This is a genomic window from Ruegeria sp. CK3, assembly GCF_056536565.1.
Window position 1 is genome coordinate 259,326 of sequence record NZ_JBQFPV010000003.1, and the last position, 11,661, is coordinate 270,986.

General features: G+C 58.8%; 10 protein-coding genes. 5 read left to right on the forward strand and 5 right to left on the reverse strand.

Annotated features, from left to right (window positions below):
- A complete protein-coding gene (gene nqrM, locus ACR0C3_RS05470) occupies positions 1-237 on the forward strand; it encodes a (Na+)-NQR maturation NqrM (RefSeq protein ID WP_170377292.1) in 237 nt (78 codons plus the stop codon).
- Positions 238-300: 63 nt separating this feature from the next.
- Positions 301-1,971, forward strand: coding sequence for a sulfatase-like hydrolase/transferase (locus ACR0C3_RS05475; protein ID WP_480757559.1), 1,671 nt, complete (start codon positions 301-303; stop codon positions 1,969-1,971).
- On the opposite strand, the gene ACR0C3_RS05480 is transcribed toward ACR0C3_RS05475, so the two are convergent.
- Positions 1,968-3,389 (reverse strand): pyridoxal phosphate-dependent decarboxylase family protein, encoded by a 1,422-nt coding sequence (locus tag ACR0C3_RS05480; protein WP_480757560.1) that lies wholly within the window; start codon positions 3,387-3,389, stop codon positions 1,968-1,970. The genes ACR0C3_RS05475 and ACR0C3_RS05480 overlap by 4 nt on opposite strands.
- A 3-nt stretch (positions 3,390-3,392) precedes the next feature.
- A complete protein-coding gene (locus ACR0C3_RS05485; protein ID WP_480757561.1) occupies positions 3,393-4,526 on the reverse strand; it encodes a DUF819 family protein in 1,134 nt (377 codons plus the stop codon).
- Between the two features lie 213 nt (positions 4,527-4,739).
- Between ACR0C3_RS05485 and gpmI the strand changes: the two genes are divergently transcribed.
- From gpmI to ACR0C3_RS05500, 3 genes are read left to right on the forward strand one after another with little or no spacing between them, the layout of a single operon-like run.
- Positions 4,740-6,254 (forward strand): 2,3-bisphosphoglycerate-independent phosphoglycerate mutase, encoded by a 1,515-nt coding sequence (gene gpmI / locus ACR0C3_RS05490; protein WP_480757562.1) that lies wholly within the window; start codon positions 4,740-4,742, stop codon positions 6,252-6,254.
- A complete protein-coding gene (locus ACR0C3_RS05495; protein ID WP_480757564.1) occupies positions 6,251-7,381 on the forward strand; it encodes a murein hydrolase activator EnvC family protein in 1,131 nt (376 codons plus the stop codon). The genes gpmI and ACR0C3_RS05495 overlap by 4 nt, the downstream gene beginning before the upstream one ends.
- 6 nt (positions 7,382-7,387) lie before the next feature.
- A complete protein-coding gene (locus ACR0C3_RS05500; RefSeq protein ID WP_170377303.1) occupies positions 7,388-8,725 on the forward strand; it encodes a S41 family peptidase in 1,338 nt (445 codons plus the stop codon).
- Positions 8,726-8,771: 46 nt separating this feature from the next.
- Here the strand turns inward: ACR0C3_RS05500 and ACR0C3_RS05505 are convergent, their stop codons facing one another.
- The 3 genes from ACR0C3_RS05505 to ACR0C3_RS05515 form a co-directional block, all read right to left on the reverse strand.
- Positions 8,772-10,298: an MFS transporter gene (locus tag ACR0C3_RS05505; protein WP_480757565.1), complete on the reverse strand. Its 1,527-nt coding sequence runs from the start codon at positions 10,296-10,298 to the stop codon at positions 8,772-8,774.
- A gap of 77 nt (positions 10,299-10,375) precedes the next feature.
- Complete coding sequence (locus tag ACR0C3_RS05510) at positions 10,376-10,735, reverse strand: hypothetical protein (RefSeq protein ID WP_480757567.1); 360 nt, start codon at positions 10,733-10,735, stop codon at positions 10,376-10,378.
- An 11-nt stretch (positions 10,736-10,746) separates the two neighbouring features.
- Positions 10,747-11,508: a DUF6478 family protein gene (locus ACR0C3_RS05515; RefSeq protein ID WP_480757568.1), complete on the reverse strand. Its 762-nt coding sequence runs from the start codon at positions 11,506-11,508 to the stop codon at positions 10,747-10,749.
- Positions 11,509-11,661 lie beyond the last annotated feature (153 nt).

Below are 11,661 nucleotides of genomic sequence, written 5' to 3' on the forward strand. Positions count from 1 at the left end.
ATGAGCACCTTCATTCTGGCCTTTATTCTTCTGTCTCTGGTCATGGTCGGCATGTCGCTGGGCGTGATGTTGATGGGTAAAACCATCAAGGGCAGCTGCGGCGGTTTGAACGCGATCTCGGGCGCGGATAAATGCGTGGTCTGCCAAAAGGACATCGACCCCGACAGCCCTCTGCGGGACCAGCTGCAATGCAAACGCGCCAAGAAGATGCTGGAGCAGATGGAGCGTCAGGCCTAATCAGCATTTGCACCACCTGCTGGGAATTGGCTAGATAGCCTCCGGACCAGATCGGAGGCGCGTGTGGCCAAAGCCAAGAATATCCTGTTCATCATGTTCGACCAGCTGCGCTGGGATTACCTGAGCTGCTACGGGCATCCGCACCTCCACACGCCCAATATCGACCGTCTGGCGGCTCGGGGTGTGCGATTCAATCGCGCCTATATCCAATCGCCGATTTGCGGCAGTTCGCGCATGTCGACCTATACGGGTCGGTACGTACATTCGCATGGTGCCTCGTGGAACGGGATCCCCTTGAAGGTTGGCGAGATGACCATGGGCGACCACCTGCGCAAGGCGGGGATGGAATGCTGGCTGGTTGGCAAAACCCATATGCGCGCGGATGCAGAGGGCATGGCGCGGCTCGGCCTTGAACCGGACAGCCTGATTGGCGCTCGTGTGGCGGAATGTGGTTTTGATGTCTTCGAACGAGATGACGGCATGCGCCCTGAAGGGCCGGACGGGTTTTATGACCCCGATGGGGCCAAGGTCTATAATGAGTATCTGCGAGACAAAGGCTATGAAAGTGACAACCCTTGGCATGACTTTGCAAATTCCGGGTTGGACGCAGATGGCAATGTTCTGTCTGGCTGGTTCCTGAAGAATTCCTCGGAGGCTGCAAATATCGCCGAAGAAGACAGCGAGACTCCCTATCTGACCGGGCGCGGGATCGAGTTCATGGAAACCCATGACGCCCCATGGTGCTGCCATTTGAGCTTCATCAAACCGCACTGGCCCTATATCGTGCCAGAGCCATATGCCTTGATGTACGGGCCTGAGCATGTGCTGCCGGTGGTGCGATCCGATGAGGAACGCCAAAACGCGCACCCGGTGTTGAAAGCGTTCATGGAGACCAAAATTGGTGAGACTTTCTCGCGCCAGGATGTGCGTGAGGCGGTGATCCCGGCCTATATGGGTCTGATCAAGCAGGCCGATGATCAGATGGGCCGGTTGTTTGACTGGATGGAGCAGACCGGCCGGATGGAGGACACGATGATCGTTCTGACCTCGGATCATGGTGATTTTCTCGGCGACCATTGGATGGGCGAGAAGACGTTCTTCCACGATACCTCGACCAAAATGCCGCTGATTATCTACGATCCCTCGTCCGAGGCCGACGCGACCCGAGGCACAGTGAGCGATGCGCTGGTCGAATCCATTGATCTTGCTCCGACATTCGTCGAAGTGGCCGGAGGCGACGTCTCAAATCATATCCTCGAAGGTCATTCCCTGTTGCCGATCCTGCATGGACAGGCACAGGACCTGCCTCGGGATGTGGTGATCTGCGAATACGACTATTCCACATCACCAATTGCCGAGCGGATGAAAGCCTCTGTCCGCGATGCGGTGATGTTCATGGTCGCCAACAAACGTTGGAAGCTGATCCATTGTGAGGGTGGGCACCGTCCGATTCTGTTCGATCTGGAAAACGACCCGGAGGAGTTGGTTGATCTGGGCGACAGCGAAGATCATGCTGAAGTGATCGGTGAAATGTATGACCACCTGTTCGCCTGGGCACGCCGCCCGTCACAGCGCACGACGCGGTCTGAACAGCAACTGATCGAGATGCGAACCAAAAGCCGGGGCAGGGGGATCGTGTTGGGGATCTACGACGAAAATGACATGCCGCTAGACCTGACGGTCAAATACCGAAACCGGAAAGCCAAGCCTTACAAGAGTTATCTGAAGGACTAACTGCGCCGCGCTTTCCACTGAACATATCGGGCCATGCCGCGTTCCAGCAGGTTCGGGGTCTTGCCGTCATCCAGATGCAAATCTCCACCACCGGCCCGGTACATCTCGGCAAACACATCCAGCACCTTGGATTTCACCATGCCGCGCAGCGGGACATGGGCCATCATGCCATAGGTTGCGGCCCCTCCGGATTTGGCGAGCTCAGGGTTGGCGCGAACGGTCGCGACCGCCTGGGCGAGATCGCTCAGGTATTCATCGGTGACATGCCGGTGTTTAGCCGTGACCATGCAATGGATGCCATCTGGGTTCTGAACGCGATTGATGCTCCAACCGGCGCGCTCCAACTGGTCCGCCACGGCATAGATGTTGAGCTTCGGATCGGTTGAGCCATAAGCCAGCAACGGTCCCTGCGGGTTCCCCAGAATGCGCAGCCCGTCTATCGCCGCTATTCCCGCCTTCAACGTCTCGACCGCTTCGGTCGTGTCTTTCGCCAACCGGCAGTAGCCGTCCTCTCCCAGTTTCTGCATCACAGCCCAGGCGGCGGCATAGGCGCCTCCCGGTCTGGTACCCAGCAAGGCGGGCGAGGCAAAGACCCCTCCGGGCCAGTCCTGGCAGACGAACATCTGGTGCTTCAACAGGTCTAGATTGCGATAAAGGATGGTCGACGCCCCCTTGGCCGCATAGCCGTATTTATGCAGATCAGCCGAGATCGACGTCACCCCCGGCACCCGGAAATCCCAATCGGGCAGGTCAACGCCGTTCCGCTCCATGAAGGGCAGGATCAGCCCGCCGACGCAGGCGTCTATATGCAATGGAATGCCTTTGGACTGTGCGATCGCGCCCATCTCGGCGATCGGATCAATCGTCCCATGCGGGTATTCCGGCGCGGAGCCGAGGATCATCACCGTGCCCGCGTCAATCATCCTCGCAAGTTTGGAGATATAGGTGGCGTAGTCCTGCGTCATCGGCAAAAGGCGCGCCTTAACGCCGAAATATTCGGCCGCCTTGAACCAGGCGACATGAGCGGTCTTAGGCAGGATCATGTTCGGACGGGTCACTTTACGCTTTTTGCGCGCCATGTCCCGGTAGGTTTTGACCGCCATCAGGCAGCTCTCGGTGCCGCCCGCAGTGACCACGCCACAGGTGTCCGGTCCGCCCTTCAGCAGCCCAGCCATGGTTGAGATGATCTGCGTCTCCATCCGCTTGAGGCTTTGGAACGCCGCCGGGTTCAATCCGTTGGCCGAGGAGAACGCGCTATAGGCCTTGGCTGTGAAGGCGTCGTGGTCATCGTCCAGATGATACACAAGGCTCCACGTCCGGCCCTCACGGTAGTTCGGGTCGTTTTCGGCAAAGGATTTTAACTGGTCCAGGATATCGCCCTCGGGGCGGCCTTTCTCTGGCAATTTCTGATGATCCACGTCCTATCCCTTTCCTGCCAGCAGTAGCGCCAGTGAAATGCCCAGATAGTTCCCGATGGCAAAGCCAAGAATGCCGGTTGCCATGCCTGACATCAAGATCGCAGGGTTGCGCAAGCTGCGCGCGACCATAGGCACAAAAGCAGGCGACATGACCGCCGCGACCGAGGTGATCAGGAACGTATCCCGGTCGACCCCGGCGGTGCGTGCAAGCAGGGCGTGCAAACCGAAGCTGCCGAAGGTGGTAATCAGCACAAAGCCAAGAACGGACAGATCCATATCGCGCAACTCCACCAGATCCATCGAAGCCGCAACGCTGAACGAAAACACGTAAAGCAGGTACATACCCATATGAGGTGCGGCCCGGTTTTTGCGCAAAGACGGTGTGACCGAACCAAGCAGACCCAGAGATGTCAGAAGAACCACGGTCATGACCTGTGAGGGCGCAAAGCTGAACAGAGGGGCCAGAAGCACCGCCGCGGCCACGCAAAACGCACTAACCAGAAAAGCGACCACCCCCTGACGGAGCATATTTGGCGCATTGGCCTCGACCGCGTCAGGAAGCTGCGTGTCGCGGGCAGCCGGAAACGGCTTAAGAAAGCGGGCAAAAACCAACGGGGCCAGCGTCAGAACAAACAGCAGGTAACCTGCGCCGACAACAGTATCGACGGTTGCAAACAGCAGATATCGGTTCTCGGGGATATCGAGCGCTAGTTTGATCGCGCCCATATTCGCAAGGCCGCCCGTATACATCCCCACTGCCATGCCGGAAAGCTGCTCACTCTGCGCGGTGCCGCCTGCTTGGAAAGCAAAGAAAAGGCCCGTTGCAACAAGCGTGACCGAAACAACGGCCAGCGCCATCGACAAGAGCGCAGAACCTGCGATCCGCCCCCATGCCCCAAGGTCGACTCCAAACAGCAGCAAAGGCAGGGCCAGTCCTAAGCTAGCCTCCATGACCCCATCACGGACCTGACCAGCCACGTCAGGCTGCAGGCCAGACAGCCCCAGCGCCAAACCGGCCATATAGCACAACACAATCGGCCCCAGCCGCCCGGCCAAAGTCGAATGCCGCGTAAGCAGCATCATCGCGGCGGGCGCCAAAAGGTAGATCAGTGCGAAGACGGCGATCTCTGGCTGCATAGGTTCCCTCTCCTTGAGGGTGAGACTAGGCAGCACCGCGCGGTTCGCACAAGGTGGTCTGACGTAAGGTTCACGTTCCTTTAGGGTAAGGAAATCCGGATGTCAGGGTCGTTTTGCGAAACGATTAAATCTGCGTCGATGGGCGCAAAGGCGGTTCACCCCAAAGCGGTCAGACGATAGAAGGTTCGCCAAGAGCAGTTACCGGAGACCAAAATGGCCACGCCCAAACCCGTAGTCCTGTGTATTCTTGATGGTTGGGGATTGTCCGAAGACACTCAGGCCAACGCGCCATACTTGGCCGATACGCCAACATTCGATGCGATCATGCAGGGCGCGCATGCCACGCTGATTACGCATGGCCCGGATGTGGGCTTGCCCAGCGGTCAGATGGGTAATTCCGAGGTTGGGCACACCAATATCGGCGCGGGCCGTGTGGTGGCGATGGATCTGGGCCAGATTGATCTGGCGATCGAGGATGGCTCATTCTTCGAAAATGACGCGCTGCAGGCGTTCATTGCAAAAGTGAAAACCGCGGGCGGGACGGCGCATCTGATGGGGCTGGCCTCGGATGGCGGTGTTCATGGGCATGTGAACCACATCGTTGCAGCGGCCAAAGCGATCACGGATGCCGGCGTTCCGGTGGCTCTGCATGCAGTGACCGACGGGCGCGATGTCGCTCCGAAATCGGCCTTCACCTACATTGCCGAGCTTGAGGAACGTCTGCCCGAAGGCGCGCGTATCGTCACCGTCTGCGGGCGTTACTTCGCCATGGACCGCGACAACCGGTGGGAGCGTGTCAGCAAAGCCTACAACGCCATGATCAAAGGTCAGGGCCGAGCCGGTACCTCGGCGCATGGAGCGGTTGACTACGCTTACAACCAATCCGAGACGGATGAGTTCATCGTGCCGACCGTGCTGGAAGGTTATGACGGTGTCAAAGATGGTGATGGGTTTTTCTGCCTGAATTTCCGCGCCGACCGCGCGCGGGAAATTCTGCGCGCGATTGCCGAGCCGGGCTTTGACGATTTCGACACCGGCCCGCGTCCAGCATTGTCTGCCCTGCTTGGCATGGTCGAATACTCCGACGGCCACAACGCCTATATGACGACGGTGTTCCCCAAACGGGCCATCGTGAACACTCTGGGCGAGTGGGTGGCCAAGCAGGGATTGCGTCAGTTCCGTCTGGCCGAAACCGAGAAATACCCCCATGTCACCTTCTTCCTGAACGGCGGCAAGGAGGTCCCCGAAACTGGCGAAGATCGCTTCATGCCCAAGTCGCCCAAAGTGGCCACCTACGATCTACAGCCCGGGATGTCCTCGGCCGAGGTGACGGACAAGTTCGTTGAGGCCATCGAAGCGGGCTATGATCTGATTGTCACAAACTATGCCAACCCCGATATGGTCGGCCATACCGGAGACCTTGGCGCTGCAATCAAAGCCTGCGAGGCCGTGGATCAAGGTCTGGCTCGCGTGGTTGCCGCGCTGGGAAAAGCCGGGGGGGCGATGATCGTCACCGCCGATCACGGCAATTGCGAAGTGATGGTGGACCCGGAGACAGGTGGCCCACACACCGCGCACACGTTGAATCCGGTACCGGTGGCTTTGGTTGGCGGGCCTGAGGGGGCGACGCTCCGCTCCGGGCGTTTGTCGGACCTTGCGCCCACCTTGCTGGCACTGATGAACCTGCCCAAACCGCCTGAAATGACTGGGGAAAGCCTGCTGTCATGAGGATTCTGGCCGCAGCCTTGGCGGTGGTTTTGTGTGGCCCGGCTGAGGCGCAGAACACCCCATCTCAAGCGGCGCTGGCGGCGGCCGAGATGTTGGAACAGGCGTCAATCTCGCTGTCTGAGGCTGAAAGCGCGCGCGACCGGGTGCGCGCTCTAACAGAGACGATCCAAGCTTACGAGGCTGGGTTGTCCGCCATGCGGGACGGGTTGCGCATGGCCGCCACGCGTGAGGCGCAGCTGTCGGCCGAGCTGCGCGCACGGGAACAGGATGTCGCGCAGTTGCTGGGCGTATTGCAAACCATTGAAACGACTACCCCGCCAGTGCTGATGCTTCACCCCTCGGGCCCCTTGGGGGCTGCGCGGGCCGGGATGATGTTGTCTGAGGTGACACCGGGTCTGAATGCAAAAGCGCAGGCTTTGGCGCAGGATTTGCAAGAGGTCCAGACTTTGCGAGTGCTGCAGGAGGACGCAGCGGAAACCCTGACGGAGGGTTTGACCGGTGTGCAGGCCGCCCGCACCCGCCTGAGCGAGGCCATCGCGGATCGCACCGAGTTGCCGCAACGCTTTGTTGAGGACCCGATCAAAACGGCGATCCTGATCTCTTCGACCGAAACACTGGATGGGTTTGCCACCGGGCTGTCAGAAATATCGGAAGGGGAGATCGCGCAAAGTGACGCCTCTATTCAAAGCCGCAAAGGCGACGTGCCTCTGCCGGTTCAGGGCGTTCTTTTGCACCGGGCTGGGGAAACAGACGCAGCAGGCGTAACGCGGCCGGGGCTCGTGCTTGGTGCGCGCCCGCGTGCCTTGGTGACAACGCCCACGGCGGCAACAATTCGCTACCGAGGGCCTCTTCTGGACCTAGGAAATCTGATCATTCTTGAGCCTCAGCCCGGTCTTCTGTTTGTCTTTTCGGGCTTGCAGGAAGTCTACGGAGACATAGGTCAAGTGATACCAGAGGGCACTCCGGTCGGTTTGATGCCCGGTGAAACGCCGGAAATCGGTGCTATTTTGTCAACTCGTGGTGATGGCACTGGAACTGACCGGTCAGAAACGCTCTATATAGAGGTCAGAGAAGATAACAGCCCCGTGGACCCCGAGTCGTGGTTTCGGACCAGCAAGGATGGATAAACGAGTATGAAGAAATTTGTGATGGCCGGACTGGCCGGAACGGTTGCAGGCATCATTGCAACAACTCAGATCGCAGGACCCCTGCTGGCGCAGGAGGCCGAGAGCAAGGCCGATGTTTACCAGCAACTCGACCTGTTCGGTGATATTTTTGAGCGGATCCGTGCGCAGTATGTCGAAGAGGTTGAGCCAGAAGAGCTGATCGAAGCCGCGATTGACGGCATGTTGACCTCGCTTGATCCGCATTCCAGCTACCTGTCGCCCGACGACGCCGAACAGATGCGCGTGCAGACCCGGGGTGAGTTTGGTGGGCTTGGTATCGAGGTCACGCAAGAGGAAGGCTTTGTCAAAGTCGTCTCGCCGATCGACGACACGCCCGCCGATGAAGCCGGGATCGAGGCCGGAGATTTCATCACCCATGTGGATGGCGAAAGCATTCTGGGCTTGACGCTGGACAAGGCCGTTGAGTTGATGCGCGGCCCTGTCGGCTCGGAAATCGTGATCACAGTTGTGCGTGAAGGTGAGCCTGATCCGTTCGATGTGACCATCATTCGCGATACGATCAAACTGACCGCTGTACGCGCCCGGACCGAGGGCACCAGCGTCGTCATGCGTGTGACCACGTTCAATGATCAGACCTTCCCGAACCTGCAAGCTGGAATGGAAGAGCAGATCGAGGAAGCGGGCGGAATCGACAAGGTCAATGGCTTTGTGCTGGACCTGCGCAATAACCCGGGCGGTCTGCTGACGCAGGCGATCAAGGTCTCGGACGCGTTCCTGAACGAAGGTGAGATCGTCTCGACCCGTGGGCGTGACCCACAGGACGGCGAGCGATTCAACGCGACTCCCGGTGATCTGGCCGAAGGCAAGCCAATTGTGGTGCTGATCAATGGCGGCTCGGCCTCGGCCTCTGAAATCGTGGCCGGCGCCCTGCAAGACCACCGTCGCGCGATTGTTGTTGGCACCAAGAGCTTTGGTAAAGGCTCGGTGCAGACGGTGATGCCGCTGCGCGGTGACGGTGCGATGCGTCTGACCACCTCGCGTTACTACACGCCGTCTGGCCGCTCGATCCAGGCGTTAGGTGTCAGCCCGGACATCATCGTAGAACAACCGCGCCCGGCTCCGGAAACCGAAGAAGAGGATGATCGTCCGGCACGTTCCGAGGCGGATCTTCGCGGCAGTCTGAACAATGACAGCCTCAGCGAGGATGAAATCCGTCAGATCGAAGAAGACCGCGCCAAAGCTGAAGCCACCGCTGAGCTGCGGGAAGAGGATTACCAGCTGGCCTATGCCATCGACATACTCAAAGGTCTGTCGGCGTTCAATCCTGACGGCCCGTCTCAGTAAATCGAGTCTCAGTAAAAACCAAAGGGTCGCGCCAGGCGCGGCCCTTTCAACTTTCGATCTTGTGCAGCTTGGCTTCGTCCAGCATCAGCGCCAGAAGAATGCCCAACGAGACCGAAATCGTGGAAAAGATGAAGGCCATGCTCATGCCGCTGTCAAAGGCGGTTGTTAGGGCGGACTTGACCGTATCGACCTGATCCGCGCTCAGCTTTGCCATCACCGCATGTGCAGAGTCGGTGCTAAGGGAACCGCCGTTGATCGCCCGTTGTTCGGCATCGGTTAGATCAATGCCGGCGGCGGCAAGCTTGTCCCGCAGGGTAGACAGCGACACCGCATACATGATGGCCGTCGCACAGGCGACCGAGATTGCCCCGTAGACCAGATGCGTCATGAAGCTGAGGCCACCAACCAGCCCGGCGCGCTCGGGTTTGACCGCGCAGACCGCAGCGGTTCCGGACGGCCCGACCGTCAGGGTCGCACCCAGCCCGATCATGGCCATACCCGGTAAGATGTGGAAGTAGCCTAAACTGCTGGGCAAGATGACGATGCTGGCCGACCCAACGGTCGCCAGAACATAGCCCCAAAACAGCAGGCGTTTGGGGCCGAAATCATTGTAAAGGGTGCCAGAGACGATCGACCCCACCGCCAGAAGGATGGTCAGAGGGGCCAGCCCGAGTGCCGATTGGAAAGTCGTCCAGCCCAGCACCTTTTGCATGTATTGCGGAAAGTACAACAACGCGACGAAGGCGGCTGAGACGTTGAACATATTCAGGCCAAGCGTGATCAGAAACTCTCTATTTTGCATTAATTGCGGCAATAGGAGCGGCTCTTTCACCCGCTTTTCAACGCGCGGAAACAGCAGGAACAGAATGGCGCTAACAAAGAATAGCAGCAAAAGCGGGATCGACGACCAGCCCCAATCGGCCCCCACGTCCAACCCATAGAGCAACAGAAGCACGGCAAAGGACAGGATCCCCATCCCGGCAAAGTCGATATGTTCGCCCTGTTTGTGCTGGGTCTCCCGCTCCATCAAAATCAGTGCGGTTGCCATCGAGATGCAGGAGAACACGACGTTGGCGAGGAAGAAGTATCGCCATTCACCGAAACTGACGGCAAGTCCGCTGATCATTGGGCCAAATACATTGCCCGTGGTCACGCCCGCCAGGATCAGACCCATGACAAGCGCGCGGTGTTCCTGTTTGGAGACTTTGGTGGCCCCAAAGGCCAAGGTGCAGGGCCAGACGCATCCTGCACCAATACCTTGCAAGGCACGCGCGCCGATCAGGAAATCGAGGCCGGGGGCGAAGAAGCACATCACCGAGGCAAACAGAAAGATCGACAGGCCGATGATCATCACTCTGCGGTGTCCGTACATGTCGCCCAAACGCCCTCCGGCGACCATGGTCATGGCGAAGAACAGTGCGTAAATGTTCAGAACCCACTGGGTGCTGGTGATATCGCTGTCAAAGCTGCTTTCGATTGACGGAACCAGCATCAGAGCCCCGGTAAAGTCGATGCCGATGCCAAATGCGGTCACCATCAAGGCAATGACTTTGATGATACTTTTGCGATCCATGGCGGCTTCCGGAGTGTTGCGGCTGCCTCAATGATGCATGTAAATGGCGAAAAAGATAGGAAAACCCGGGTAGTGGCTCAGCTCGGGTCCCGGCAAATTCTGCGAAAAGCTCGCTTGAGCATGTCAAGCTCACCGCGCAATAGCTCGACTTCGGCGCGTAGGTCGTCGGCGGTAGGTTCGCCCGCAATCACCGTGAAATCACCGAGTTTCTTGGCCGTTGAGCGCTCGGATATGACAAAGCAATGGACCCCGTCCGACAGAGCTGCGATCGGCACCGGGATTGTCACGGACCAGCCGTCCTCGACATCCGAGAGTGTAACACCTTCGACGTCCTCACCCCGGTACAGCACCTGAATATCCGGCTGGGTCTGGGCGCGCAGATGCCCTTGCCAAATTCCGTTCTCAAACCGGGTCCGGGTCAGTAGTGGCTCAGTCATTCCCAAGGACCTCACAAATCAGCGCGATGGTGGCGGCACAAAGTCAGGTCGCGCAGAGTGACGCTGTTCATGCCGGGGTTTTCAAGGATTAGGTCCAACCAGACCTTCTCGATCCGTTTCTCATTCAACGGCAGATGGGCCAGATCGAAATCGACGCTGGGCGACGGGTTGGTCAGATCAAGCTTGCGCAGAACCTGTTCGGTATTCGGGCCGCTCAGGATGTTCAGCCGGGCAAAGAGGTCGATCTCCTGCTCCGCGTCAATATGCGTATCCAGACGAATAAGGTGCTGCAGGCTCAGACCCTGAGAGGCGTTGCTAGGCAGTTGGATCGAAAGCGACAGAAAACTGCCTTCGAAACCAAAAACCTCGACCTCAAAGTTGAAAGGGGCCAGATCATTGGGCAGACGGTTTCGCTTCTGGCGCAGTGCGATCTCGGCCTGTGGGCAGTCATGAAACACCTGCACCTGATCATTGAGGGACGCTTTGCGCGGGGGTGAGGCAAGGCCAGGTGTGGAAAGTGGCCATCGCCACAGATCGGGCCGCCAGCTCCAATCCGTGCCGATCGGTTTGGGAAACTGGTTCGAGCCGATTTGAGGGTCGCGTAGCCGCATATCCGCCGTATCAATCACCTGTCTGAGTTGTGTTTGGAGCGCGCGCGCACTGTCGCGCTGGCGTCGCAGTTCGGCCTGAGAGGCGTTAGCCGCCATCTGCGCGGCCTTGCGCCAGCGGTCCAAAACCCTGCGGTGAAAATAGCGTTCGAGAATCCTGCCCATGGTCCCTTCGTCCGACGTAGGACCTCTTTAGTCAAAGACCGGGCGGGGGACAAACCCGGAATTTTGATCTGTCGGATTTCGGTGGGTCTGGGCACGGTCGGTTCTTGCATTACGCTGGGTCTGTGCTTAGGGTCGGGCCTCTTGAAAAAGCGG

Excerpts from the sequence above, each read along its gene's own strand:
- nqrM (WP_170377292.1), top strand. The coding sequence starts at position 1 with ATGAGCACCTTCATTCTGGCCTTTATTCTTCTGTCTCTGGTCATGGTC.
- ACR0C3_RS05485 (WP_480757561.1), bottom strand. The coding sequence starts at position 4,526 with ATGCAGCCAGAGATCGCCGTCTTCGCACTGATCTACCTTTTGGCGCCC.
- gpmI (WP_480757562.1), top strand. The coding sequence starts at position 4,740 with ATGGCCACGCCCAAACCCGTAGTCCTGTGTATTCTTGATGGTTGGGGA.
- ACR0C3_RS05495 (WP_480757564.1), top strand. The coding sequence starts at position 6,251 with ATGAGGATTCTGGCCGCAGCCTTGGCGGTGGTTTTGTGTGGCCCGGCT.
- ACR0C3_RS05500 (WP_170377303.1), top strand. The coding sequence starts at position 7,388 with ATGAAGAAATTTGTGATGGCCGGACTGGCCGGAACGGTTGCAGGCATC.
- ACR0C3_RS05505 (WP_480757565.1), bottom strand. The coding sequence starts at position 10,298 with ATGGATCGCAAAAGTATCATCAAAGTCATTGCCTTGATGGTGACCGCA.
- ACR0C3_RS05510 (WP_480757567.1), bottom strand. The coding sequence starts at position 10,735 with ATGACTGAGCCACTACTGACCCGGACCCGGTTTGAGAACGGAATTTGG.
- ACR0C3_RS05515 (WP_480757568.1), bottom strand. The coding sequence starts at position 11,508 with ATGGGCAGGATTCTCGAACGCTATTTTCACCGCAGGGTTTTGGACCGC.